37 protein-coding genes and 1 pseudogene are annotated in these 25067 nt (G+C 32.9%); 16 read left to right on the forward strand and 22 right to left on the reverse strand.

The window, feature by feature from the left end; translation table 11 throughout:
- Window positions 1–51: 51 nt before the first annotated feature.
- From rpsH to rpsJ, 16 genes and pseudogenes are all read right to left on the reverse strand, one after another.
- A complete protein-coding gene (gene rpsH, locus CCORG_RS08220) occupies window positions 52–447 on the reverse strand; it encodes a 30S ribosomal protein S8 (RefSeq protein WP_051487245.1) in 396 nt (131 codons plus the stop codon).
- A 9-nt stretch (window positions 448–456) separates the two neighbouring features.
- Window positions 457–642 (reverse strand): type Z 30S ribosomal protein S14, encoded by a 186-nt coding sequence (locus CCORG_RS08225; RefSeq protein ID WP_025802044.1) that lies wholly within the window; start codon window positions 640–642, stop codon window positions 457–459.
- Between the two features lie 3 nt (window positions 643–645).
- Entirely contained in the window at window positions 646–1191 is a 546-nt protein-coding gene (rplE, locus tag CCORG_RS08230) for a 50S ribosomal protein L5 (protein ID WP_025802046.1), read from the reverse strand.
- Between the two features lie 4 nt (window positions 1192–1195).
- The gene (rplX, locus tag CCORG_RS08235; RefSeq protein ID WP_025802048.1) at window positions 1196–1432 is read right to left on the reverse strand and encodes a 50S ribosomal protein L24; all 237 of its coding nucleotides are present in this window, start codon (window positions 1430–1432) and stop codon (window positions 1196–1198) included.
- Entirely contained in the window at window positions 1432–1800 is a 369-nt protein-coding gene (rplN, locus tag CCORG_RS08240; RefSeq protein ID WP_025802050.1) for a 50S ribosomal protein L14, read from the reverse strand. Before rplN ends, rplX begins: the two co-directional genes overlap by 1 nt.
- Entirely contained in the window at window positions 1800–2051 is a 252-nt protein-coding gene (gene rpsQ / locus CCORG_RS08245) for a 30S ribosomal protein S17 (RefSeq protein ID WP_025802052.1), read from the reverse strand. The genes rplN and rpsQ overlap by 1 nt, the downstream gene beginning before the upstream one ends.
- 1 nt (window position 2052) lies before the next feature.
- Window positions 2053–2244 carry a 50S ribosomal protein L29 gene (gene rpmC / locus CCORG_RS08250; RefSeq protein WP_025802053.1) on the reverse strand — a complete coding sequence of 64 codons (192 nt, stop codon included), beginning with the start codon at window positions 2242–2244 and terminating at the stop codon, window positions 2053–2055.
- Window positions 2231–2656, reverse strand: a complete 426-nt coding sequence (gene rplP, locus CCORG_RS08255) for a 50S ribosomal protein L16 (RefSeq protein ID WP_025802054.1) — start codon at window positions 2654–2656, stop codon at window positions 2231–2233. Before rplP ends, rpmC begins: the two co-directional genes overlap by 14 nt.
- A gap of 2 nt (window positions 2657–2658) precedes the next feature.
- The gene (rpsC, locus tag CCORG_RS08260; protein ID WP_025802055.1) at window positions 2659–3351 is read right to left on the reverse strand and encodes a 30S ribosomal protein S3; all 693 of its coding nucleotides are present in this window, start codon (window positions 3349–3351) and stop codon (window positions 2659–2661) included.
- Between the two features lie 8 nt (window positions 3352–3359).
- Window positions 3360–3683: pseudogene (gene rplV / locus CCORG_RS08265) on the reverse strand (50S ribosomal protein L22); the annotation flags it as partial.
- A 7-nt stretch (window positions 3684–3690) separates the two neighbouring features.
- The gene (rpsS, locus tag CCORG_RS08270; protein ID WP_025802057.1) at window positions 3691–3972 is read right to left on the reverse strand and encodes a 30S ribosomal protein S19; all 282 of its coding nucleotides are present in this window, start codon (window positions 3970–3972) and stop codon (window positions 3691–3693) included.
- Between the two features lie 2 nt (window positions 3973–3974).
- Entirely contained in the window at window positions 3975–4805 is an 831-nt protein-coding gene (gene rplB, locus CCORG_RS08275) for a 50S ribosomal protein L2 (protein ID WP_025802058.1), read from the reverse strand.
- 1 nt (window position 4806) lies between these two features.
- Window positions 4807–5088 carry a 50S ribosomal protein L23 gene (locus CCORG_RS08280; protein WP_025802059.1) on the reverse strand — a complete coding sequence of 94 codons (282 nt, stop codon included), beginning with the start codon at window positions 5086–5088 and terminating at the stop codon, window positions 4807–4809.
- A 1-nt stretch (window position 5089) separates the two neighbouring features.
- Window positions 5090–5704: a 50S ribosomal protein L4 gene (rplD, locus tag CCORG_RS08285; RefSeq protein ID WP_025802060.1), complete on the reverse strand. Its 615-nt coding sequence runs from the start codon at window positions 5702–5704 to the stop codon at window positions 5090–5092.
- On the reverse strand, window positions 5701–6279 hold the full coding sequence (rplC, locus tag CCORG_RS08290) for a 50S ribosomal protein L3 (protein WP_025802062.1): 579 nt from the start codon (window positions 6277–6279) through the stop codon (window positions 5701–5703). The genes rplD and rplC overlap by 4 nt, the downstream gene beginning before the upstream one ends.
- A gap of 11 nt (window positions 6280–6290) precedes the next feature.
- The gene (gene rpsJ, locus CCORG_RS08295; protein ID WP_025802064.1) at window positions 6291–6602 is read right to left on the reverse strand and encodes a 30S ribosomal protein S10; all 312 of its coding nucleotides are present in this window, start codon (window positions 6600–6602) and stop codon (window positions 6291–6293) included.
- Window positions 6603–6827: 225 nt separating this feature from the next.
- Here rpsJ and CCORG_RS08300 point away from each other — a divergent pair, with 225 nt between their 5' ends.
- The 6 genes from CCORG_RS08300 to CCORG_RS08325 all read left to right on the forward strand — a co-directional run bounded on the left by CCORG_RS08300 (window position 6828) and on the right by CCORG_RS08325 (window position 11865).
- Window positions 6828–7898, forward strand: a complete 1071-nt coding sequence (locus CCORG_RS08300; protein ID WP_025802066.1) for an ATP-binding protein — start codon at window positions 6828–6830, stop codon at window positions 7896–7898.
- Window positions 7895–8443 carry a ribonuclease HII gene (locus CCORG_RS08305; protein WP_025802068.1) on the forward strand — a complete coding sequence of 183 codons (549 nt, stop codon included), beginning with the start codon at window positions 7895–7897 and terminating at the stop codon, window positions 8441–8443. The genes CCORG_RS08300 and CCORG_RS08305 overlap by 4 nt, the downstream gene beginning before the upstream one ends.
- Window positions 8444–8488: 45 nt before the next feature.
- A complete protein-coding gene (locus tag CCORG_RS08310; RefSeq protein ID WP_025802070.1) occupies window positions 8489–9028 on the forward strand; it encodes a GNAT family N-acetyltransferase in 540 nt (179 codons plus the stop codon).
- Window positions 9029–9421: 393 nt separating this feature from the next.
- On the forward strand, window positions 9422–10432 hold the full coding sequence (locus CCORG_RS08315; protein WP_025802072.1) for a DUF475 domain-containing protein: 1011 nt from the start codon (window positions 9422–9424) through the stop codon (window positions 10430–10432).
- A 51-nt stretch (window positions 10433–10483) separates the two neighbouring features.
- Complete coding sequence (gene msrB, locus CCORG_RS08320; RefSeq protein ID WP_025802074.1) at window positions 10484–11443, forward strand: peptide-methionine (R)-S-oxide reductase MsrB; 960 nt, start codon at window positions 10484–10486, stop codon at window positions 11441–11443.
- Between the two features lie 8 nt (window positions 11444–11451).
- The gene (locus CCORG_RS08325; protein ID WP_025802076.1) at window positions 11452–11865 is read left to right on the forward strand and encodes a tetratricopeptide repeat protein; all 414 of its coding nucleotides are present in this window, start codon (window positions 11452–11454) and stop codon (window positions 11863–11865) included.
- A 61-nt stretch (window positions 11866–11926) separates the two neighbouring features.
- Here the strand turns inward: CCORG_RS08325 and CCORG_RS08330 are convergent, their stop codons facing one another.
- Both CCORG_RS08330 and dnaG read right to left on the reverse strand, forming a co-directional pair.
- Window positions 11927–12997 carry an FUSC family protein gene (locus CCORG_RS08330; RefSeq protein WP_025802078.1) on the reverse strand — a complete coding sequence of 357 codons (1071 nt, stop codon included), beginning with the start codon at window positions 12995–12997 and terminating at the stop codon, window positions 11927–11929.
- 10 nt (window positions 12998–13007) lie between these two features.
- Window positions 13008–14651 carry a DNA primase gene (dnaG, locus tag CCORG_RS08335; RefSeq protein ID WP_025802080.1) on the reverse strand — a complete coding sequence of 548 codons (1644 nt, stop codon included), beginning with the start codon at window positions 14649–14651 and terminating at the stop codon, window positions 13008–13010.
- A gap of 57 nt (window positions 14652–14708) precedes the next feature.
- On the opposite strand from dnaG, the gene CCORG_RS08340 reads away from it, so the two are divergent.
- From CCORG_RS08340 to aroC, 4 genes are read left to right on the forward strand one after another with little or no spacing between them, the layout of a single operon-like run.
- The gene (locus CCORG_RS08340) at window positions 14709–15731 is read left to right on the forward strand and encodes a tetratricopeptide repeat protein (protein ID WP_025802082.1); all 1023 of its coding nucleotides are present in this window, start codon (window positions 14709–14711) and stop codon (window positions 15729–15731) included.
- Window positions 15709–16134 carry a ribonuclease HI gene (gene rnhA, locus CCORG_RS08345; protein WP_025802084.1) on the forward strand — a complete coding sequence of 142 codons (426 nt, stop codon included), beginning with the start codon at window positions 15709–15711 and terminating at the stop codon, window positions 16132–16134. Before CCORG_RS08340 ends, rnhA begins: the two co-directional genes overlap by 23 nt.
- The gene (gene rnc / locus CCORG_RS08350) at window positions 16128–16790 is read left to right on the forward strand and encodes a ribonuclease III (RefSeq protein WP_025802086.1); all 663 of its coding nucleotides are present in this window, start codon (window positions 16128–16130) and stop codon (window positions 16788–16790) included. The genes rnhA and rnc overlap by 7 nt, the downstream gene beginning before the upstream one ends.
- Window positions 16787–17854 (forward strand): chorismate synthase, encoded by a 1068-nt coding sequence (aroC, locus tag CCORG_RS08355; protein ID WP_025802088.1) that lies wholly within the window; start codon window positions 16787–16789, stop codon window positions 17852–17854. The genes rnc and aroC overlap by 4 nt, the downstream gene beginning before the upstream one ends.
- 178 nt (window positions 17855–18032) lie before the next feature.
- On the opposite strand, the gene CCORG_RS08360 is transcribed toward aroC, so the two are convergent.
- The 4 genes from CCORG_RS08360 to CCORG_RS08375 form a co-directional block, all read right to left on the reverse strand.
- Window positions 18033–18683, reverse strand: coding sequence for a superoxide dismutase (locus CCORG_RS08360; protein WP_025802090.1), 651 nt, complete (start codon window positions 18681–18683; stop codon window positions 18033–18035).
- Window positions 18684–18777: 94 nt separating this feature from the next.
- Window positions 18778–18906, reverse strand: a complete 129-nt coding sequence (locus tag CCORG_RS09065) for a highly acidic protein (RefSeq protein WP_152534242.1) — start codon at window positions 18904–18906, stop codon at window positions 18778–18780.
- A gap of 65 nt (window positions 18907–18971) precedes the next feature.
- Window positions 18972–21158: a mechanosensitive ion channel family protein gene (locus tag CCORG_RS08370; protein WP_025802092.1), complete on the reverse strand. Its 2187-nt coding sequence runs from the start codon at window positions 21156–21158 to the stop codon at window positions 18972–18974.
- Window positions 21124–21759: a carbonic anhydrase gene (locus CCORG_RS08375; protein ID WP_051487249.1), complete on the reverse strand. Its 636-nt coding sequence runs from the start codon at window positions 21757–21759 to the stop codon at window positions 21124–21126. The genes CCORG_RS08370 and CCORG_RS08375 overlap by 35 nt, the downstream gene beginning before the upstream one ends.
- 190 nt (window positions 21760–21949) lie before the next feature.
- Between CCORG_RS08375 and CCORG_RS08380 the strand changes: the two genes are divergently transcribed.
- The 6 genes from CCORG_RS08380 to CCORG_RS08405 are packed head-to-tail and all read left to right on the forward strand — an operon-like array spanning window position 21950 to window position 24971.
- Window positions 21950–22633 (forward strand): Bax inhibitor-1/YccA family protein, encoded by a 684-nt coding sequence (locus tag CCORG_RS08380; protein ID WP_025802096.1) that lies wholly within the window; start codon window positions 21950–21952, stop codon window positions 22631–22633.
- Entirely contained in the window at window positions 22611–23018 is a 408-nt protein-coding gene (locus tag CCORG_RS08385) for a hypothetical protein (protein ID WP_025802098.1), read from the forward strand. Before CCORG_RS08380 ends, CCORG_RS08385 begins: the two co-directional genes overlap by 23 nt.
- Before the next feature lie 46 nt (window positions 23019–23064).
- Window positions 23065–23382, forward strand: a complete 318-nt coding sequence (secG, locus tag CCORG_RS08390) for a preprotein translocase subunit SecG (RefSeq protein WP_025802100.1) — start codon at window positions 23065–23067, stop codon at window positions 23380–23382.
- Between the two features lie 14 nt (window positions 23383–23396).
- Window positions 23397–23948 carry a ribosome recycling factor gene (gene frr / locus CCORG_RS08395; RefSeq protein WP_025802101.1) on the forward strand — a complete coding sequence of 184 codons (552 nt, stop codon included), beginning with the start codon at window positions 23397–23399 and terminating at the stop codon, window positions 23946–23948.
- Window positions 23948–24562: an orotate phosphoribosyltransferase gene (gene pyrE, locus CCORG_RS08400; protein WP_025802102.1), complete on the forward strand. Its 615-nt coding sequence runs from the start codon at window positions 23948–23950 to the stop codon at window positions 24560–24562. The genes frr and pyrE overlap by 1 nt, the downstream gene beginning before the upstream one ends.
- A complete protein-coding gene (locus tag CCORG_RS08405) occupies window positions 24555–24971 on the forward strand; it encodes an RDD family protein (RefSeq protein ID WP_025802104.1) in 417 nt (138 codons plus the stop codon). Before pyrE ends, CCORG_RS08405 begins: the two co-directional genes overlap by 8 nt.
- The last annotated feature ends 96 nt before the right edge of the window (window positions 24972–25067 follow it).

Raw genomic sequence — 25067 nt, forward strand, 5'->3', positions numbered from 1 at the left:
ATCCTTTTTATTTGTCTACGGCTTACGCCAAATGCCATAAAAAGTTACTTATTACCATATGGTACAAAGAACCTCACCGCCGATGCCATCTCTTGAAGCATCTCTACCTCTCATAACACCTTTACTTGTAGAAACAACAACAGTACCATAGCCATTTTTGAAAAGTCTGATTTCATCTTTTCCTTGATATACACGTCTACCAGGTTTTGAAACTTTTTTTACTTCAGTTATTACGCTTTTGCCTCTCTCGTCATATTTTAAAACAACGTTTATAAATTTCTTGTTATCTTCTTCAACTACATTAAAGCTCTCTAGATAACCTTCGTTTACAAATATTTCAACAATTGCTTCTACAACTTTTGAATGTAGAAGCTTTGTTGTATCAAGTCTTCTTAAAGCAGCGTTTCTTATCCTAGTTAGACTATCTGATACTATATCATTTACCATAATAATCTCCTACCAACTTGATTTTTTAAGGCCTGGGATAAGACCTTCATTAGCCATTTTTCTAAGGCAAACTCTACAAATTCCAAAATCTCTATAAACTGAGTGCGGTCTACCACAAATTTTACATCTTCTAACCAGTCTTGAGCTAAATTTTGGCTTTCTATTTGCTTTAGCTATCATTGATTTTTTAGCCATATTTTACTTTCCTTTCGCAAAAGGCATACCAATAAGCTCTAGTAGCTTATAAGCCTCTTTATCGCTATTTGTTGTTGTAACTATAGTTATGTTCATACCGTGAGTTCTTAAAATCTTATCATACTCAACCTCTGGGAACATAAGTTGCTCATCTAGACCAAAATTATAGTTTCCTCTACCATCAAAACCATCCTTTGGCAGACCACGAAAATCTTTAACTCTTGGAAGAGCCACAGAGATAAGTTTATCTAGAAATGTAAACATATTCTCTTTTCTTAAAGTTACTTTAATACCAACTGGAAAGCCTTCTCTAACTTTAAATCCAGCAACTGATTTTTTTGCATTTATTATAACAGCTTTTTGACCTGCTATTAATGAAATAGTATCAGCCATATTTTGAAGAACTTTTTGATCTTTCGCACTATCACCAACACCAACACTTATTACGACCTTTTCAATCGCAGGAATAAGCATAGAGTTTTTATAATCAAACTCTTTGCTTAGAGCATCTTTTATATCACTTGCATATTTGCTTCTAAGTCTGTTCATAAAACTACTCCTCCACCTTAGCTACATTTGAGATATCTATCGGCATCTCTTTTGCTATAAAACCACCATTTTGGTGCTGTTCACTCGGTTTTACAGCTTTTTTTGCTACTTTAATACCTTCAACTATAACTTGATGGTTTTTAGGGAAAACTGCTTTTACAACGCCTGTTTTGCCCTTATCATCACCAGCTATAACTTTTACTGTATCACCTTTTTTGATTTTAAATTTGATATTTGCCATTATAAAACCTCCGGTGCTAGCGAAACTATTTTCATAAATCCGCCATATCTTACTTCTCTTCCAACTGGTCCAAAAATACGGGTTCCAACTGGTTCTTTTTTAGCATCAAGTATAACAGCTGCGTTATCATCAAATCTAATAAGTGAGCCATTTTTTCTTTGAAGCTCTTTTTTAGTTCTTACAACTACTGCTTTTACAACTTGACCTTTTTTAATTTTGCCATTTGGAAGAGCTTTTTTAACTGAACATACGATGATATCACCAACTGTAGCATATCTTCTTTTGCTTCCGCCAAGAACTTTTATACACATAACTTCTTTTGCACCACTATTATCAGCTACATTTAGTCTTGTAAATCCTTGTATCATTACTCAACTCCTCTTTTTAGCACTGCTTTTAAGCGAAAAGATTTTCTCTTGCTTATTGGTCTACACTCAATTGCTTCAATAGTATCGCCTACATTTGCCTCATTTCTCTCATCATGAACAAGGTATTTTTTAAAGCGTTTTACTATCTTTCTATATCTTGGGTGTATAACTCTTCTCTCTACTAAAACTGTAGCTGTTTTCTCTCCAGCTTTTTTTAGTACTACACCTTGAATCTCTCTTTTTAACGCCATATTACGCTCCCTTTTTCGCATTTATCGCAGTTAAAATCTGAGCTATCTCTTTTTTAGTAGCACTTATTTCACTAGTATTTGTTAACTGCATAGTTCTAAGCTTATGTCTTAAAACAAAAAGCGACTTTTTCTTCTCTTTAACTAGCTCGTTTAGCTCTTTTATATCTTTATCTTTTAACTCAGTATAGTTCATTTTCGCTCTCTCTTGTTACGATTTTAGTTTTAAATGGTAACTTATGGATTGATAAAGTTAAAGCCTCTCTTGCCAAACTCTCATCAGCTCCTGCCATCTCAAATATGATCCTACCTGGCTTAATATTCATTACCCACTCTTCAACGCCACCTTTACCTTTACCCATTCTAGTTTCTAATGGTTTTTTAGTAAGTGGTTTATCTGGGAAAACGCAGATCCAAACTTTAGCTTGTCTTTTAACATGTCTTGTCATAGCAACACGAGCTGCTTCAATTTGACGAGAGTTAATACGACCAGCTTCTACTGCTTTAAGACCAATAGTGCCATATGTTAGCTGTGTACCGCGAGTTGCGTAACCGCGGTTTCTGCCCTTCATCTGCTTTCTATATTTTGTTCTTTTTGGCATCAACATGGTTAGCTTCTCCTTCTTCTTCTATTTTTCTTAGGAGCATCTTCTGTTTTTTCTGGTTGTATTCCTTTTTGAAGAACTTCACCTTTAAATATCCATACTTTTACACCTATATTTCCATAAGTTGTATGAGCCTCAGCAAAACCATAATCTATCTTAGCTCTAAATGTATGAAGCGGAACTCTTCCTTCCAAATACCACTCAGTTCTTGCCATCTCAGCTCCACCAAGTCTTCCTGAAACTGAAATTTTAATACCTTTTGCTCCTGCTTTTTGAGCATTTTGGATAACTTTTTTCATAGCTCTTCTAAAAGCAACACGGCGTTCTAATTGCATAGCAACATTTTCTGCTGCAAGTTGAGCTGAAGCGCCTGATTTTCTCTCTTCGCCGATGTTAATATTAACATCTTTGCCTATTAGTTTTACAACTTCATTTTTAAGGTTTTCTATCTCAGCACCTTTTTTACCTATAATAACACCTGGTCTAGCTGCAACTATAGTAACACGAATTCTTTTAGCTGTTCTTTCTATAATGATTTGACTAATTCCAGCGTAGTAAAGTTTAGCTTTTAGGAATTTTCTAATCTTATAGTCTTCAACAATATTCTCTGGCAAGTTCTCCTTAGAAGGAAACCATCTAGACTCCCAGTTTCTATTTATACCTAGTCTTAGGCCTATTGGATTAACTTTTTGTCCCATTACGCATCCTTCTTGCTTGGTCTAGCTACTTCAACTGTTATGTGTGAAGTTGGCTTTCTTATCCTGCTAGCAGTTCCTCTAGCTCTTGGTCTAAATCTTTTAAGAACTGGACCTGCATCCACTCTACAACTTACCACTTCAACCTCTTCAGGCTCAAAGCCGCCATTTGCAACTGCTGAACTAATAGCCGAAGCTATATGTTTAGCTGCTCTATTTGGAGTAAACTGAAGCGTAGCTAGAGCAAACTCAGCATTCATTCCTTGAATTTCTCTTGCAATAAGTCTTGCTTTTGTAGGTGAAAGTCTTATAAATTTAATAGTTGATTTACTCATATTTTACCTACTTACCGATTTTCTTTTGAACTGAGCCACGGTGGCCTTTAAAAGTTCTAGTTGGAGCGAACTCACCTAGCTTATAACCTATATGATGCTCTGTAACATACACAGGAATAAAGCTCTTACCATTATGGACATTAAATGTTAGTCCTATCATATCAGGAACTATTGTGCTTCTTCTTGACCAAGTTTTGATAGGTTTGCCATCGTTTGCTTTTTTAGCAGCGATAACTTTTTTCATTACATGATCATCTACAAAAGGTCCTTTTTTAAGCGATCTAGCCATGATTATTTACCTTTCCTTCTTGAGATTATAAGCTTATCACTAGCTTTTTTGCGTCTAGTTTTAGCACCCTTAGTTGGTTTACCCCATGGTGTAACTGGATGACGACCTGAGTTTTTCTTGCCTTCACCACCACCGTGTGGGTGATCTACTGGGTTCATAGCAGAACCTCTAGTTTGTGGTCTTATACCTAAGTGACGATTTCTACCAGCTTTACCTATAACTGTATTAGCAAAGTCTTCATTTCCTACTTCGCCTATTGTAGCCATACACTCACCTAATACTTTTCTCATCTCACCGCTTGGTAGTCTTAAAATAACATACTTATCTTCTCTACCCATTAACTGCGCATATCCACCAGCACTTCTTGCCATTTGAGCACCTTTTCCTGGTTTAAGCTCAATGTTGTGTAAAATTGTACCAACTGGGATATTTATTAACTTCATAGCATTGCCTGGTTTTATATCAAGACCACCCTCAGCTGAAGCAATAACATCGCCTACATTTAAACCGTTTGGTTTAATAATATATCTTTTCTCACCATCTTTGTAAGCAATAAGAGCTATACGGCAATTTCTATTTGGATCGTATTCAATAGCCTCTACTCTACCCTCAATGCCAAATTTGCGGCGTTTAAAGTCGATGATTCTATATAGTTTTTTAGCACCTGCTTCTTTATGGCGACTTGTAATTCTACCATTGTTATTTCTTCCTGCAGTTGCTGGAATTTTAACTAAAAGGCTTCTTACGCTTGCTTTTGCTGTGATATCTTCACTGCTTAGACCACTCATAAAGCGTCTACTAGGTGTATATGGTTTATAATGTTTTACTGCCATCTTACGCTCCTATATTTTCTAAACTAACGCCATCAGGTAGCTTGATGTAGAATTTCTTGAAATCATTTCTAGCACCTACTCTACCTCTAAATCTTTTAACTTTTCCATCCATTCTTAAAGAGTTTATCTTAAGTGGTGTTATACCAAAATACTCTCTTAAGATCGCCTTTAGGCTATTTTTAGTCATACTTGGAGCTGTTTGGATAACAGCTACATTTCCTTCGCCTAAACCTAAAGTTTTCTCTGTATAAAGGATTGCTTTTATATCTGTTATATCTGCCATATTAGTCCTCTTTCACGATACTATCAAGTGCTGATTTCTCAACTACTATAGAGCTATAAACTGCTACCATATAAGCATTTATCTCACTTGCTTCGATAACATATGTATTTCTTAAATTTCTATAAGCAAGTAAAGTGTTTGAATCTAGCTCATTTACTACAATTAGTGCATCCCTTACACCCAAAGCACTTATAACTTTTGCTGCATCTTTTGTTTTAGCACTCTGTACAGATAAGCTATCAACTACAAAAAATTTACCTTCATTTGCTTTATCAGCTAAAGCTCTTTGAAGTGCAAGCTTTTTTTGTTTTTTGTTTATCTTTTGAGTATAGTTACGGTTATTTGATGGTCCAAACGCCACGCCACCGCCAACCCAAACATTGGTTCTAGTTGATCCAGCTCTTGCGCCACCACGACCTTTTTGTCTCCATGGCTTCTTACCACCACCGCTAACTTCAGCCCTAGTTTTAGCGTGAGCTGTGTTTGAACGAATACCTGCTAGGTAAGATTTAACATAAAGGTATAGGTTGTGTGAGTTTACTTCGTCAAATTTAGCAGGAAGTTCAATCTCACTTGTTTTTTCAAATTTATCATTTATTACTACTGCTTTACTCATTTTACTATCCTTACTCTACCAAGTGCTCCGTTAAATCCTGGAACTGAGCCTTTAACTACTATAATACCATTGTCTGTATCAAAGCTAATAACTTCGTTTTTAACAGTAACCTTGTTATTTCCTGTTTGTCCAGCCATTTTCATACCAGGTTGAACTCTTCCTGGCCATTCACAGTTACCAATTGAACCATGGCGTCTATGAAATCTTGAACCGTGACTCTTTGGTCCACCAGCAAATCCGTGTCTTTTCATAACACCTTGATAGCCTTTACCTTTTGTATTAAAGCTAACTTTTAGAACTTTTGCTTGACTTAATGGCGCTTTATCTTGATCACCTGCTTCTGTGTTGCTAACCATTAAAGTTGCAAATTTATTATACTCTTTGCTAAGACCATATTTCTTTTGTTGTCCTAAAACTGTCTTAGGGCAAGCTTTTCCGTTTGCATAAGCAACGATTGCTCTACCATTTTGATCTAATTCACAAACCTTAGCATCTACTACTTTTAGCAGACTTACTGGGCTACTATCTCTGTCTATTGTCCTGCTCATGCCTACTTTTTCTACTAAATATTCCATTTATTCACTCCTTACTTGCCCAAAGCTCTAACTTCAACATTAACCTCAGGTGCTAAGTCTAGTTTAGTTAATGAGTCAACCGTCTCTGGAGTCGCTGCTACAATATCTAGCATACGAGTGTGGATTCTCATCTCAAACTGCTCTCTTGAGTCTTTGTTAACATGAGGTGATTTTAAAACTGTATATTTTTTGATTTTTGTAGGAAGTGGCACCGGGCCTCTAACATCTGCTCCTGTACGCTTAACAGCTTCTACAATTGCTGCAACTGTTCTGTCTAGAACTCTGTGGTCGTAAGCTTTTAACTTTAACCTGATTCTTTCCATTGTATTTCCTTCTAAAGAACTTGTCACGTGGCGTGACCTTTTTAAATAAAGATGATGATTATAGTGGGAATTTTTTCTAGTGTCAAGAATTTAAGCAAAATTTATTAAATTTATTAAAATTCTTTCCTTTAAATAAGGAAACTATCTAAGAGTGGCTATACCGTTTTGTAAAGCAAATTTTAAGGCTTTTATATAAGTTTACCTTTTTTATGTAGAATTGCTGGTATGAATATAGAGTATTTTTATGATGCTGATTATAGCGTTAAATTTCACCCACGAAAAAAAGAGATCTTATCGCCAAAAACTCTAATAAAAGGCGGCTTTAATAGTGGCAAAACTTATCTTTTACTAAACAGCTTAGATGAGTACAAAAAAGATGAAATTTTATATCTTGATTTGGCTGATTTAAGGGTTAAATTCAGTGAAAATGAGCTTATAAATTTTATAAATTCAACAAAAAATATAAAAGCTTTGGGTATTGATAATCTTACTTATGAAATTCCTGCTCTTAACTCCTTAAATTTAGAAAAAATAGTTTTATCAACAACTCTAAATTCCTTAAATTTAGATGGTTTTAAGAATTTAAATTTATATATGCTTGACTTTGAAGAGTTTATATCTTTTGAGAAAAGAAGTGATGATTTGGGCATTTTGATGAGTAGATTTTTAAGCATTGGAAATGGAGCTAAAAACAGCTTTTTAAACTCAAATGATAGAGTGAAATTTATCCAAAACTCGCTTTTATCTATGCTTAATAAAAGTGAGATTTTAGCCCTTATGGAGTGTGCTAAATTTAATCAAAATAGCTTTAGCATTAACCAAATTTATACAAATTTAAAGTCAAATTTTAAAATTTCAAAAGACACGCTTTATCAAGCAATTACTAGGTTTGAAAATGAAAATTTACTATTTTTTCTTCACAAATTTGGCACTCTTAATAAAAGAGTTTATTTTTATGATTTTAGTTTAAGTGATGCTTTAGCACTTAAAAAAGACTTTAATAAAAAGCTTATAAACGCCCTACTTTGTGAACTTTTATATCTAAAAGATGAGAAATTTTATACAGATAAATTAGATATTGTAATACCAAATATAAATTTAGCATTTTTAGTTATACCATTTACGCCACCAGATCTTATAAATTTGAGATTTAAAACACTTACAAAAGAGCTAAAAGAGCTAGAAATTTCAAAGCTTTTTGTTATTACGATGGGAAATTCTGCTAAATTTGAGAGCGAATTTTGTGAGTGTGAAGTTATGCCTTTTTGGGAATTTGCTTTGGGATTTGATCTATGATTTGTGGAATTGATGAAGCTGGCAGAGGCTGTTTAGCTGGAGATTTATGTATAGCAGGCGTTGTTTTTAAAAGTGAAATTTTAGGGTTAAAAGATAGTAAAAAACTAACTCCTAAAAAAAGAGAGGCTTTATTTGGCGAAATTTGCGAAAAATCAACATATAAAATTGTAACTTTTTCTAGCCTTGATGTTGATCATCTTGGGCTTTCGAAATGCCTAAATTTAGGCCTAAAAGCTATAACTGAATTTTTTGGCAAAGAGTATAAATTTATCTTTGATGGCAACTCAAAATTTGGAGTAAAAGAGCTTAACACTATGATAAAAGCTGATGCGAAAATACCAGAAGTTAGTGCTGCTAGTATTTTAGCAAAAGTTACAAGAGATAGAAATTTAACTATAGCTCACAAAAAGTATCCAGATTTTGGCTTTTTGACACATAAAGGATATGCCACAAAAGCTCATATTGAAGCACTAAAAAACTTTGGATATACAGAATTTCACCGTAAAACCTACCATATAAAGGCTTTAGAAAAAGTTCTTTTTTAGTTAGATTTGGCTAGAATATGCACTAAAAATTTATAAAGGAAAAATATGATTAAAAAAGCAAGACCGAGTGATTTTATAAAATGTTTTGAAATTTTAGAACTAGCTATGAGTGATTTTACAGATATAATTTTTAATGAAACATCTAAAGAGAAAAAACTTGAGATTTTTGAAAAATTTTTTAAAACAAAAAATAACCGCTTAAGCCATGAAAACATAATGATTTATGAAAATGAAAACAGTGAAATTTGCGGTGCTATTTGTGCTTATGAAGGCAGAGATAGTGACTTTTTAGATATGGTTTTTAACCAAAGGTTAAAAGAGTTAAAAGCTAAAAATCTAATCAAAAAAGAGTGTGATGATGATGAGTTTTATATTGATAGTGTGGCGGTTTTACCTGAGTTTAGAGGTAGGGGATATTTTAAAGCAATGGTAAATGAGACCATAAATAAAGCTAGAGATTTAGGGTTTAAAAAGGTAAGTCTTATAACACAAACGCCTGAAATTTATACAAAATTTGGCTTTAAATTTGATAAAAATGATGAGTTTTATGGAGAAATTTACCAAAAGATGATTTTAGAGCTTTAAGTAAACTAAAAACATAAATTTTAGTAACGCTAAACAGACAAGATTATAAATTTAAAAAGTATAGAAAAAGCTTATAAAAAAGAGATTTTTTCTAAAAAATTAGAGGTTATTTTGATTTAATCTTTTACTATTTTAAACCAAATAAAATCAAAATTTCCTTTAGTGCATTTAACAATTCTAGCGTTACTATCCTTACGTAATATTTTCTAACACGCATCTTATAAAAATAAGCTAAAGATATAGCTAAGATTTTAAATCTAAACAGCAAAATTTGGCTAATAAATAGCATAAATTTAAACCCAAAAGTTTAAACCACCAAAAATAGCCCCTAAAAAAGTAAATTTATAAAAATTTTATAAATAATGGTAAAATTGGATTTTTGAAAGGAATCTTGTGAAATACTTCTACTCGTCATTTTTTATTACAACTGTTGGGCTTGTTATTGCTTACTATCTAGGGGGCTTTACGGCGGTTTACATATGCGTGCTTTTATCCATCCTTGAGATAAGTCTTAGTTTTGATAACGCTGTTGTTAATGCTAAAGTTTTAAACACGATGGATGAAATTTGGCAACGCCGTTTTATAGTTTATGGAATTCCGATTGCAGTTTTTGGTATGCGGTTTTTATTTCCACTTCTTGTTGTATCAATGGCAGCTGGTCTTAGTATGCTACAAACGCTAAATTTAGCCATTTCTAACCCAGAAGCTTATCACACAGCTCTTGAAAGCAGCAAAGAGCAAATTTATATCTTTGGTGGGGCATTTCTTATCATGGTCTTTTTTGACTTTTTCTTTGATAAAAACCGCCAAATCCACTGGCTTAAATTTCTAGAAGATAACTTCTTAACAAAATATCTTAAAAAAGTGCCAAATATCGGCATAATAATCGCAGTTTTTGTAGGAATTTACATAGTTACGCTAACTGATAATTCAGTTTATGCAGTTGCTTTTTTCTTAGCTATTGCTATTCATATTCTTATATTATCAGTTAATGAGATGTTTAGCATAGATGGCGTAAGAAACGGCTTAATGGGCTTTTTATACCTTGAAGTTTTAGATGCTAGCTTTAGTTTTGATGGAGTTATAGGAGCTTTTGCATTAAGTAGTAATATTTTTATCATAATGATAGGGCTTGGAATTGGAGCGATGTTTGTAAGAAGCATTACGATTTATCTAGTTAAAAAGCAAACTTTAGCTGAGTTTGTTTTTTTAGAACACGGTGCACATTATGCGATATTTGCTCTAGCACTCATTATGTTTTTAAAGGTTTTTTATGAAGTTAGTGAAGTTATAACTGGAACGATAGGATTTGGCTTTATTTTGATCTCATTTATCGCTTCAGTTTATGAAAACAAGCGTCGAAATAAAAAACTTATGGAAGTTGAAAGTAAGAATTTTGACTAAATTTTTATTTAAAATTTTTAGTTAAGATTTTGCCGTTAAAAGGAAAAAATAATGAGAAAAATTATATTAATTTGTTCTATATTTTTACTAAATTTATTTGGGAGTAATATGAAAGATATTTACCTAGCAGGTGGTTGTTTTTGGGGCGTTGAAGGGTATTTTAAACAACTTATTGGTGTAAAAAATACAGAAGTTGGCTACGCAAATGGTAGCACTGATGATACAAGCTATAAAGAGCTTTCAAAAACAGGTCATGCTGAAACGCTTCACTTAATCTATGATGAAAGCGTTATAAGCTTAGATGAAATTTTAAGACATTATTTTAGAATAATAGATCCAACTTCACTAAACAAACAAGGAAATGATGTAGGAACTCAGTATAGAGTAGGAATTTATACAATAGATGAAGCAAGTCTAGAATTTGCTAAAAATTTTATAAAAAATGAGCAAAAAAACTACACTAAACCGATAGTTGTAGAAGTTATGGAGCTTAAAAATTTCATAAACGCTGAGGAGTATCATCAAGACTATCTTGATAAAAATCCAAACGGATACTGCCATGTAGATCTAAGTTTAGCCAAAGTTCCATTAAAAAAGCTAAATTTAGAAGATGAACTTAGCCCCTTAGCTTACAAAGTTATGAAAGAAAACGGCACAGAACCACCATTTTCGAGCGAATTTGATAAACACTTCAAAAAAGGAATTTATGTAGATAAGATAAGTAAAAAGCCACTTTTTAGCTCATCTGATAAATTTGATGCAGGATGTGGGTGGCCAAGCTTTTCTAAACCAATAGGCGAAATTACTACACAAACTGATTTAAGCCATGGTATGGTAAGACAAGAAGTTCGCTCACCTAGTTCCAATAGCCATTTAGGACATGTTTTTGACGATGGCCCAAAAGAATTAGGGGGCTTAAGATACTGTATAAATGGCGTGGCTTTGGAATTTATACCATTTGAAAAAATGGACGAATTAGGCTACTCTTTTTATAAAAAATTTGTAAAATAAGGATAAATATGAAAAAAATTTTAATTTTAAGTGGGCTTTTAAGTGGGCTTTTGTTTGCTAATGACTTATTAGTTGTTGAGAATAATTTTGAAAAATGCATCACAAAAAGCGATAAAGATGCATGTGGATTTGTAGAAAACTACCTAAAAAGCGGCTGTGAAGCTGGAAGCTGGTCAAAGTGCTTTTTATATGCTGACATGATAGGTAGAGCAATAGGCGTAGAAAGAGACTATGTAGGAGCATATGAGCTATTTAAGGCTGGGTGCGAAGCAAACGCAAGTGAGAGTTGCTACGAACTAAGCGTTCAATATTTAGATGGAAAAGGTGTTCCAGCTGATTTTTCAAAATCAGGTGAAGCTTTAGTAAAGGCTTGTGATTTAGGTAGCAAAAGAGCGTGCGATGTTTTACAGTTCGTACAGTAAAAATTTATAAATACATTGCCACGCTACAGATATATTTTCTAGTGGCGTGGTTGTGATGGCTTTAAAGCTCTTTGGAGTCTTTAAAGGCAAAAATTACTCTTTTTATAAGATTTCTAAATCTTACACTATGTAAACAAACTCCACCAACAAAACCTATAACGCTACCTAAAGCGATATCTGAGAGTCTTGTTATAATAAGATGAGTAGAATTTCCAGCTCCAACAACACCACTTATCTCAGCCATAAAAACAGTAAGTGGGGTTATAAAAATAGCAGCAAGACCGTAATTTCTAACTACGAAAACCTCAACCAAACACGCCAGTACAGCTATTAATATTCCAACTTGATACTCTTTAAAAGGTACTAAAAGTAAAAAATAAACTAAAACTATACCAACTAAGGTTCCGCTGATTCTGTGAATTTGGCGAGTCCATTTGCTCCTTAAAGTCATGCCTTGTAGGATTGCTAGAGTTGAAATTGGAACCCAATAAGGTTTATCAAAGCCCACAGCTCCTGCAAACCACGCTGAAAATCCCACAAAAAGCCCAATTATCAAGCTATCAAGTATAACATTGTCAAATCCTTCATAAACTATCTCTTTTATGGGTTCTGGTTTATTAAATTTAAGCAAAACTACACTATAGATAAAAGCCACACTAAATGCCCACATACAACCTAAACTAAAATACCCACTAGCCTCTATAAGCTTTGTTGGCGGAAATGGCATATAAGCAGCCAAAGTAGCAGTCATCAAAAAGAAAAAATTCCCAGGACCTCCTACTTGATAGTACCTAACTATCATCGTTGCCACAACCGTTACAATCCCAAGAGTTAGCGGTATCATGCTAGGCATTATGTGAGTAAAAGTTCCTGATATAAAAGATACTATCATACCAAAAGAGCACGCCATAAGAACTATTGCTCGGTGGTAAAGTGGAGTATTTGACATATACAAAAAGACCATTCCACCCATTGAGCCAATAGCTCCTGTAATCATTGGCATTCCTAAAATAGCAGCAATTATCACAGGTCCACCTGCTGAAATTCCAGCACAAACAGGCATATGCCACGGACGATTTGAATCATTTACTTTTAAAAGCTCTTTTGTCCCTAATTTTATCGTATCTTTCAATCACTCTCTCCTAAATTTTATCTTTTTCAAGTTTTCTTATACTGTTTTGAATAGCATTCATCTTAGCAAATTTATCTGGATCACTGCTTATTTTTAGTAAATTTAGTCTTTTTTTATAATTAGCAATGATAAGAAGCTTTAAAGCTTTAAAAAATTCCTGTACTTCTTTAAATTCATCAACACTATCATCTATCTCAAGTTCTCTAACTAAAATTTCGCCATCTGGGCTATTTTCAAATATAGCCTCCCAAATATCATAATGAGTAATAAAATAATCTTTGCGTATGCTATTTTTTACGCTGTTAAAAATCTCTTTATCAACCGCTAGAGTCTTTAAAATTTGAAGTTCTAGGTAGTCTTTTTTAGGTGTTAAATTTGCTCTTTTATCTTGTTTGGCATTTGGCGTAAATTTGCCCTGAGTCAAAGAAAATGAGCCAATATCAACTCCTAATAAATTCGCCACTAAATTTTGATATGAATTTGCAACTATCATGGGCAACTCTTTAGTAAATTTCTGTATCTCTTCAAGGGCTTTTTGCTTTTGTAAAGGACGGGCAAGCTCAAAGTTATTAGCGATATTTTTTATCACAAATTCCCCTGCTTCTATCTTAGTATTTAAAATTTTATCTAGTTTTAAAACCTCTCCTGCTTGCACTAAATCAGCAGGATCAGCACCGTCTGGTATGATAACCACGCTCGCATCGATTTTATTTTTCATAAGTAAAACAGAGCTTTTATAAGCAGCACTTTTACCAGCACCATCTCCATCAAACATAAGAACTACTTTAGCTCCGCTTCTACGAATAAGTGGAAGATGTTTTTGAGTTAGGGCTGTTCCAAGAACTGCTACGGCGTTGCTAAATTTTGCCTTATGGAGCATTATGGTATCCATATAGCCTTCAGTTATTAAAATTTCGCCTTTTTTGTGAATCTCATCTTTTGCTTTATCATAAGCATAAAAAATCCTAGACTTATCAAAAACTACGCTTTCTGGAGAATTTACATACTTTGCGGGATGGTTTGTAATGGTTCTACCACCAAAACCAACAAGTTTTCCTGTGTGGTTTTTTATAGGAAAAGTGATCCTTTCTATAAAACTTGCATAAACGCCATTTTCATTTTGCTTTATAATGCCAACTTCAAGAGCGTCTTTTTTATCAATTCCTTCATTTTCTAAAAGGTTTGTCGTATAGTGTGAAGCTGGTGCGTAGCCAAGCTCAAATTTATCTATCAAAGCATCATCAAAGCCCCTTTTGTAAAGATAATCAAGTGCTTTATGGTTTTGATAAAGGCAGAATTTATAGTATCCATTAACTACATCTAAAATTTTAATATCAAGATGCTTTTTATTGATATTATCTTTAGTGTATTCTAAAGTAAAGCCTTGCATATTTGCTAGTTTTTCTATAGCTTCAGGATAGCTTAAATGCTCATACTCTTTTATGAAATTTATAGCATTTCCACCAGCCTTACATGAAAAACAGTGATAAATTCCCATATCTTGACTTACACTCATGCTTGGGTTTCTATCATCGTGAAAAGGACAAAGCCCAACGAAATTTCTTCCACTTCGCTTTAAATTCACATACTGGCTAACAACATCAACAATATCAGTAACTTCAAGTAATCTATCAATGCTTTCTTGCTTAATCATAATCAAAATTATACTTAAATTTGCTATAATTAGGCTAAATTTAGCAAAAGAGGAAATTTGGAAAACTTTTTTTTAGACTACAGGGATCCTATTTTTGGGATTATTGTGTTTATTTTTGCAGGACTTATAATAGCCATATTTAGCTATCTTTGGGGCGTTTTTAGTAAAAAAGAAGAAGCCAGCAAGATAGAGAAATTTATACAGAAATTTGACCTAAACAAAGGGCTTGGTAGCAAGTATCAAGAAATTTTAAAAAGCGGCGGCATAGGCATTGATGGACTTGTGATTTTAGCAAATGTATTTAGTAAAAGTGGAGATTTTGATAAGGCAATAAATGTCTATTTAATCGCTTTACAAAGAGAAAAAAACAGCAAAAAAGATAAAGAATTTATTCTAACAGAACTTGGTAAAATTTACTTTAACGCTGGCTTTTTGAAAAAATCAGAACAGACTTTACTTCAAAGTATAGAACTAAGTCCTAGAAATGAAGTAGCACTTAAGTATTTAAGCGTGATTTATGAGCGTTTAAGGCTTTTTGATAAGGAGTTAGAAGTTCTCGATGCACTTAAGGAACAAGGCATTGAAACCTCAAAAAATGAAGCTTTTACCAAAGCTCTTATCATCTCAAATGATAATACATTAAATTTTGATAAAAAAATAAAAGCCATATCAAATTTAAACTCACCACAAGCTCTTAGATTAATACTAGAACTTTTCATCAAAAACAACGAACCACTTTCTAAAATCAAAAAATTTCCACCACTTAGTAGCGTTATAGATATAATCTGGCATCTAAACGAAAGCGTAAATTTAAAAGATAGCGAGTATAAAGCACTATTTTATGCTAAAAATTTAAGTAGTGAGTATGTAAAAAGCTCATTTTTTGAGATAGAAGCTATTTCGATGATGAGAAATTCAGGATATTTTGGTGCAGATTTAAATTTCAAATACATATGCCCTAGCTGTAAATCAAGCCTTCCAACCTACTTTTACCGCTGTCCTATATGCTATAGTTTAGATGATACTATAATAATTCCGAGACTTGTAAAGAGAGATGATGAAATCAATATGCCTTTTTAGTGATGGTTCGTGCTTAGGAAATCCAGGAGCTGGTGGCTGGGCGTATATTTTACGCTATCAAAATCACCAAAAAGAAGCTAGTGGTGGTGAAACATACACTACAAATAACAAAATGGAACTAAAAGCTGTAATAGAAGGACTTAAAGCGATAAAAGAGCCTTGTAAAATCAATCTCTACTCAGATAGCAACTATGTCGTAAAAGGGATAAATGAGTGGCTCAATGGCTGGGTTATGAAAAATTTTAAAAATGTAAAAAATCAAGATTTATGGAGTGAGTATTTAAAGTATAGCAAAGATCATAAAATCACCGCTTTTTGGGTAAAAGGTCATGATGGCCACCCTGAAAATGAACGCTGTGATGAACTAGCAAGAGCCCAAGCTGAAAGGATAAATGGATGTTAAAAAATTTAAACTATAAATTTAATGATGAAGAGCTATTAGAACTAGCCTTAACTCATAAAAGTGCAAAAAAAGGCACAAATAATGAAAGGCTTGAGTTTTTAGGAGATGCTGTTATGGATCTAATAGTAGCTGAGTATTTGTGCGATAAATTTCGCTCTACTCAAGAAGGTGATCTCTCAAAGCTTCGTGCGGCTTTAGTAAATGAAACAAGCTTTGCTAAACTTGCTAAAAAGCTGGATTTAGGAGATAATATCATCATCTCAGCTGCTGAAGAAAATAATAATGGAAGAGAAAAAAACTCAATCCTTTCAGATGCTTTTGAGGCATTAATGGGTGCGATTTACCTAGAAGCTGGGCTTGAAAAAGTAAGAAAGATCGCCATAGATCTCTTAGAGAGCGAATACAAAGATATCAGCCTAAAAGCACTTGCTAAGGATTATAAAACCACTCTTCAAGAGATTACTCAGGCTAAATTTGGCATAACGCCTGAGTACCGCCTTATTGACTCAAAAGGGCCAGATCATAAAAAAGAGTTTAAAATGGGTATTTTCTTAAACGATAAGCTCTATGGTGAGGCTGTTGGTAAAAGCAAAAAAGATGGTGAGCAAAAGGCTGCAAAGATTGCTATTGATCTGATAGAAAAAGGGGCAAAATGAACACTTTTGGAGTAAGACTAAGACTTACAACTTATGGCGAAAGCCATGGCATAGCAATCGGTGGCGTAATTGATGGGCTTCCAAGTGGTGTGAAAATAGACCTTGAGTTTTTACAAAATGAACTAGACAGGAGAAAACCAGGTGGCAAATTCGCAACTGCTAGAAAAGAAAGTGATAAAGTCAAAATTTTAAGTGGTGTTTTTGAAGGAGTAAGCACAGGAATGCCAATAGGAATTTTAATAGAAAATGAAGATCAAAAAAGCAAAGATTATAGCAGTGTAAAAGATCTATTTCGCCCAGGTCATGCTGACTTTACATACTACCACAAATACGGCATTAGAGATTACAGAGGCGGTGGTAGAAGTAGTGCTAGAGAAAGTGCTATTCGAGTAGCAGGTGGGGCGTTAGCTCAGATGATGCTAGATGAGTTTGAAATAAAAGTTGAGAGTGGAATTTTAGGTGTTGGCAAAGCACAAACTAGCGATATGGATTTTAACTACGCTAAAACAAGTGAAATTTATGCACTTGGAAACGAAGAAGAGATGAAAGCTGAAATTTTAAAAGCTAAAAAATCTCACGATAGCGTTGGCGGCGTGGTAATAACTAAAATTTCAAACTGTCCAGTTGGACTTGGAGAGGTTTTGTATGATAAGATTGATGCTAGATTAGCTGGTGCTATGATGGGGATAAACGCTGTAAAAGCTGTAGAAATTGGTGCTGGAACAAAGGTTAGTCAAATTTATGGTAGCTTAAATAATGATGCTATAAACAAAAATGGATTTTTATCAAACAATGCTGGTGGCATACTTGGTGGTATAACAAATTCAGATGATATCATCATAAAAACACACTTTAAGCCAACTCCGTCAATTTTCATATCTCAAGACACAATCAACATAAATGGCGATGAGGTAAAGTGCGAGCTAAAAGGTCGTCACGATCCTTGCGTCGCTGTTCGTGGAAGCGTTGTAGCAACTGCTATGGCAAGGCTTGTTGTGGCTGATATGTTACTTTTAAATGCAAGTGCGAATTTGAACAGTTTAAAAAAGATATATTCTAAATAATCTTTTTAAAATACAAGTAGCCTAAAATAGGTAAAATTTAATATCATTTATAATATAAATTTTAAGTTGTAAAATATTATAAGCTTCATTTAAAATCAGAAACTGTTTTGTAATAAATTTAAAATAGAAGTAATTTAAATAGTTAAATTTATAAGGAGCGTAAAAACGCTCCTTGATTTTACTTCGAACAACCGCAACTTGAACCAGCAAGTTCTGGATGAACATCTTTTATATAAAATTTGATAGAATCAACTCCTTCTTTTAGTGCCCATTCATAAGCTTTTGATACAAATTCCCAGTTGATATTATCATAAAATTTCTCTAGATATGAAGCTCTTGCATTTCTTGCATCTATATAATAAGCGTGCTCCCAAACGTCAACTACAAGAAGTGGAATTTTGCCATCTGTTACAGGTGTGTGAGCGTTTGAAGTATTGATTATCTCTAGTTTTTTAGAATTTGGATCATAAGCTAACCATGTCCATCCTGAACCAAAATTTCCAGTTGCCGAAGAGATAAACTCATCTTTAAAATTTTTAAAACTAGACTCTAGTTCTTTTTTAAGTTCAGAACAAATATCGCTTTTCTTTGCTATACAATCCCAGTAGAAGTCATGATTATAAACTTGGGCTGCGTTGTTGTACAAGCCACCTTTTGCGTTTTTAAGAATTTCATAAAAACAAGCATCTTTAAACTCACTTGTTTCAACTTGTTTGTTAAAGTTATCAACATAAGTTTTATGGTGTTTACCGTGGTGATACTCACAGGTTTCTTCACTTACTACAGCATTTGACTTTGGATCAAATGGAAGTTCTCTTAGTTTTAACATCTTTCATCCTTTAATGTGAATTTGTAAGAATTATATAACATAAAAGTAAGTATATTGTAAATAAGAGCTATTAACTCTTATTTACACAAAAATTCTACTCTTCATCATCAAAGCTATAGTCATCATCGTCATAACTATACTCATCATACTCGTCATCTTCAAACTCTTCGAAGTCTTCATCTTCAAAGTCTTCGAACTCATCATCAAAATCATCGTAAGCCATTTTGCTCTCCTTAAAATTTTAACTCTATTTTACACTAATTTTATTAAATTTAGTCATCTTTTTTATCAATTATTTTCATCTTGATTTTTATTTTTTTCAAGATTTTTAGCCTCTTCTTTTATCTCTTTAGCTTTTACAGCATCAATTACTTCAAAATCTTCATCTTTTGGAGTCTCTTTTATGTAGAGGCTTTGACTGGGATATGCAAAATCAAGTTTGTTTTTAGCCAAAATATCCATCATCCTTAACATAACATCTTGCTTAACTTCTAAAAATTCACCCCATATAACACTTTTTGTAAAACAATACACCATTATGTTGATTGAAGAGTCTGCAAATGAATCAAGGCATACAAAAAGAGTGCTTTTATATCCTGCCAAATCATCAATAGATACTATGTTTTGTCTATACTTAAACATTGAGTTATTGTAATTTGACTGTGCTGATTTGGCAATTCCAGGATGTTCCATTAGCATTTTTCTTATCTCATTTATAGCACTTTCTATCTGCTCTCTTGATGAAGCGTAATCTATCTCAAGATACATTTTTATCTGTCTTCCCATTTTTCTTCTTGACCAGTTAATGATATTTCCGCCAATAATTGTTGAGTTTGGTACAAAAATTAAGGCATTATCAAAGGTTCTAATAGTTGTCTTTCTAAGTCCTGTTTCAACAACAGTTCCTTCAACCCCACCAACAACTATCCAATCTCCTTGCGAGAAAGAGTTATCAAATAAAACCATAACAGAAGCAAAGAGATTTGCTATCATATCTTTTGTTGCTAAAGCTACGGCGATACCACCTATTCCAAGAGAGGCTACAATTGCTGAAACATTTACGCCTAAATTTGATAAAATTAACAAAATAGCCACAACTACAACAACTATATATAAAAGCCTTACTACAAGATTTAAAACCTCTTTTCTACTACCTTTATTTGCAAGTTTGCTTATTATCATTATTCCAAAACCATCAATTATCTCAATAACAAGCCACGCATATAAAACAATATAAACTATATTAAAAATACTAGCATAGATTAGCGGAACTGGATTTGGGTAGTAAAATATACTTGTACAAATATCAACACCGTATGCAATTAGTAAAATTCCCATTGGTTTTTTGATAAGATCTATTACTTGTGTTTTTATGCTTTCGCTTTGTTCTTTATTTCTTATAAAAAATGAAAATACAAAATATATAATATTTGCTAGAAATTTTCTGGTTGAAAAAAGAATAACCATTATAAAAATAATAGGTATGATTTTTCCTAAATTTATCTTATTTGGATTAAATGGTGACTTATCATTTATATAGTCAATAAAAAATTTCATATTAAGACCAGTAAACAGAGCACTTGTACTTAAAAGGTTGCTTTTTTTATTTAAAAAGTCCAAAACCTCTTCATATATCTTTTTACTAGCTACCAAATCATCATACTTATCTTTTAAAGCTTTAGTCTCTTCTTCGCTTCCTTTGAAATTCTCAACTGACTCTTTTAAAGGTGCTAAATCAAAAAGTTGAATTTTAAGATATGGATCTTGTATGGCATTTTTCATCTCTCTTTCACTTGCACCATCACTAAATAGCTTTTCAAGCCTTAAAATAACACCATAAAAAATTTCAGCAGTTTCCATTTTAGATAAATCAATACTTGATTCTATATAATCAAAACTTTTAGGTTTATTCTTATTTTTATCATTCCTATCTTTTATATCTTTTTTTGAAGCCAAATAGTTTATAAGCGTTTTTTCATCAATAACTTGCCCTGTTATAGCAGCTGGAATCTCATTTAGAAGTGAGGTTTTTGAGCTATTTAAAGCCTCTATTTCTGAACTTGAAGCATTTGTGTCTTTGTTTACATTTTTAAGAAGTTCGATTTTTATATTTATATCTTTTAAATCCATTACTATATCAAAAACGCTTCTTTTTGTTGGATCTTTTGGAACTGAATTAACAGCTTTTTCAGCAACAAGTTCGGCCATAGCCTTGCTCTCTTCACTTACATTCCCATCATCATTGACACTTGTTAAAAGCTCAACTATACGCTCTTTTTCGGCAGTTTTGTTCTCTTCGCTTAGCTTTGGAGCCTCTTGTTTTAAAACAGAACTAACATTTAAATCCAAAATAGATGTTTTATTGGATTCTGTTTTGTTAGTTTCATTTAAATTTAGATCAACTGTTGCATTATCGCCTGCATATAGCAAGCTAAGCATGCTAATTAGCAAAAATTTCGTTATAAACTTTTTCATAATCGCTCTCCTCGTTTAGTAATTCAAATTCTTTAGTAATCATATCGTATGAAAAAAGACTTCCTGTTTCTATGATATAGTGCCAGCCATAAATTCTTATTTTTCCTAGCTTAACACCCTCTTTTATGCCTGGATATGTTAAAAGGTTACTAACAGAATTTATAATATTAAGCCTTTCTATAAGCCAAAGTTTTTTTGCAGGAGTATTTAGCTCATCAATCGCATCTGCTTGGGCTTTTAAGTGTTTAATGCTTTCTAGCCAAACTTTAACATTTGGAGTTTTTTCAAATTTAAAGTCTTCATAATACAACGCTGCACATCCCCCACAATTACTATGACCACAGATTATTATGTCTTTTATACCAAGCACATAAAGTGCATACTCAATAGCAGAAGTAGTTGCTAAAAACTCATCGCTTACACGGTATTTTGGAATTATATTTGCTATATTTCTTACCACAAACATCTCACCAGGTTTTGTATTTGTAATCAAATTTGGAACAACTCTTGAGTCAGAACAGCCTATAAAAAGCGTATGTGGGGTCTGATGAGTTGCGATATTTTTAAAGTGCTGCTCATGCTCTTTAAAGTATTTTTCCATAAATTCGATACCGCCTTTAATAGCCTTATTATCCAAATTTTAGCCTTTTTTTAAATTTCAAATCCAAAATTCTAACCAAATATAACTAATACTTAGCTTACTTAAAACTTAAAATTTACAACTAATAGTAAATTTAATAAACATTTACTACTATTTTGTAAAATCATAAAAAAATTTAAAGGAGAGAATAATGAGTTTATACAACAGAGACTACGCAAGAGAGTCTTATGAAGTAGAAGAAGTTTATCAAGGACAGATTAGTACATTTGTAAAAAGCACTTACAAACTAATAGCCGCTTCACTTATAGCTGCTATTGCTGGGGCTTATATTGGTATGGGCTTAAAACCGATGGGATTTTTGATTCCACTTATTGTAGAACTTGGCTTACTTTTTGGTATGTCATGGGCTGATAAAAATGGCAAAGCAAACTTAGCCTTAACACTGCTTTTTGCATTTACATTTGCAACAGGAATCTTTTTAGGACCAGTTATTAGTATGTTTATTGGAGCAGGAATGGGACATGTTGTAACTCAAGCTTTTGTTGCAACAGCTGTTACATTTGGTGGACTTACACTATATGCTATGAATACAAAAAATGACTTTAGCTCATGGGGAAAACCGATGTTTTTCATCCTAATAGGAGTTATCATAGCTGGTCTTTTAAATGCGTTTGTATTTAGAAGCACAATGGGTTCACTTGTGATCTCAAGCATTTCAGCTATACTTTTTTCAGCTTATATTCTTTATGATACTCAAAACATAATAAGAGGAGCTTATGAGTCACCAGTTATGGCAGCAGTTGGAATGTACCTAAATATCTTAAATCTTTTTGTGTCACTTCTAAATATCCTTGGAATCGCAAATAGAGAGTAAAATTTACCGCGTCATTGACGCCAACCTCAACAGATACAAAGAGGGAATTAGAGTCGTAGAGGATATACTTCGCTACGGCTTTGATAATAAAGATATATCCTTAAAACTTAAAAATCTTCGCCACAAGGCAAATTTAAAGTCTAGCTTAGAATTTATAAAATTCAGAGACGCCCAAAATGATGCGTTAAAACCGACTTTAAATTTAGAGCTAAAAAGGGAAAATTTAAACTCCTTAATAACTGCAAATTTAAAAAGAGCCCAGGAAAGCTCTAGAGTTTTAGAGGAGTGTTTTAAGCTTTTTGACGCACAAATTTCAGAAATTTTTAAAAATGCTAGATATGAGCTTTATACAGTCGAAAAGGAAATTTTAAAGCTAAATTTATAAATTTTAAGGTATAATCTTGGGTTTATACAACAAAAAAGGATCAAATTTGACAACATTTTTTTTAGTTTTACAATTCGTTCTTGCAGGACTTTTAACTATCGTAATCCTACTTCAAAAGAGCGAGTCAATGGGCTTTGGCTCATATAGCGGAAGCAACGAGAGTCTATTTGGAGCAAAAGGAGCAAATGCATTTTTAGCTAAAGTTACAGCCGTTTTGGGCTTTGTTTTTATCGTAAATACAATCGCTTTAGGATATAGTTTTTCTCAAAGCGTAAGTAGTTCTGTACTTGATAAAGTAGATACAAAAGCTATCCAAACCGATAATTCAAAACCTCAAGTTCCACAAATTCCAGCAGCAAAATAACTTAAAGGAGAGATATGTTAGAAGAGATTTATGAGAGTCAAAAAGATAGCTCAAACAAAGCCATAGACTCGTTAAAAAGGGACTTTACAACACTAAGAACAGGCAAAGTTAATGTAAATATTTTAGATAATATCTATGTTGATTACTATGGAAACCAAACTCCACTTAATCAAGTAGCTTCAGTTTTAACAACAGATGCTACAACTATCACAATAAATCCTTGGGAAAAACCTATGCTTAAAACCATAGAAAGTGCAATACAAGCAGCTAATATCGGCGTAAACCCAAACAATGATGGTGAAACTATTAAACTTTTCTTTCCTCCAATGACAACAGAACAAAGGCAAGAAAATGTAAAAAAATCAAAAGCCATGGGAGAAAAAGCAAAAGTTAGCATTAGAAATGCAAGAAAAGACGCAAACGATGCTATCAAAAAAGTAGAAAAAGAATTTTCTGAAGATGAGATCAAAAAAGCTCACGATGAAGTTCAAAAAATAACTGATGCCTATATAGAAAAAGTAGAAGAAACTCTTAAAAACAAAGAAGTAGAGCTTTTAAAAGTATGATAAATATTGAAGAAATTTATAAAGAGTGTGGTGCTTACCTAAAAGGCCACTTCCTACTAAGTAGCGGTAAGCACTCACAGTTTTATCTCCAAAGCGCTAAAGTTTTAGAGTATCCGAATTTAGCTCAAAATTTAGCCAAAGAACTAGCTAACATAATCACAAAAAGTGGTATAAAAGTTGACTCGGTATGCTCTCCAGCAATTGGTGGAATTTTAGCTGGATATGAGTTAGCAAGAGCTCTTGATACTCGCTTTATATTTGCTGAAAGAGTTGATGGCAAGATGAATTTAAGGCGTGGTTTTAGCGTAAAAGATGGTGAAACTTTTATAATCTGCGAAGATATAATTACAACTGGTGGTTCAGCCCTAGAAGTTGCCAAACTTATAAATAGTCTAGGTGGCAATGTTTTAGCCTTTGCAGCCTTAGCAAATAGAGGCTTTTGTAAGGTTGAGAATTTAGAAAATTCAAGAAAAGATAGCTGTAAACTACCACTTGATAAACCGCTTTTTTCTCTTGGAAATTTTGAATTTGAAATTTATGACCCTGATGACTGTCCACTTTGCGAAAATGGAAGCAGAGCTATAAAACCAGGAAGCAATACAAACCATGGCTAAAAGAAAGGCTGTCATCGCACCTATTTTTTTGCGAGTTAAGGCCTTTATTTTAGATATTTTTTTTATTGCAATGCCATTTTTCGTCATAATGATGGTCTCATTTAGCTCTAAAGATATCACAGATGAGAAAAAAAATCTTATCACATTGATATGGATTTTTTATGGCATTATCACCTCTATACTCTATGCAAAAAAAGCTCAAACACCAGGATACAAAGCGTGTGAAATTTATCTAATAGACTTAAGAGATGGCAAAAAACCCACATTCTTACAGGCTATATTTAGATACGCTGTTTTTATCGTTTCAGCTGCGTTTTTAGTTGGAATAGTTCTTTGTTTTTTTAGAAAAGACAAGTTAAATTTACACGATATTATTTCAAAAACCGCCCCTATTAAGGAGAAAGTTTAGTTTAAGTTATAAAGTAACATTACCATAATAATATCCTAAATTTAGTTTGTTTTCAGACTTGCTGACTATAATATAAAAATACAATAGTTAAAAAAC

This window comes from Campylobacter corcagiensis, assembly GCF_013201645.1.
GTDB classification, from domain to species: Bacteria; Campylobacterota; Campylobacteria; order Campylobacterales; family Campylobacteraceae; genus Campylobacter_B; species Campylobacter_B corcagiensis.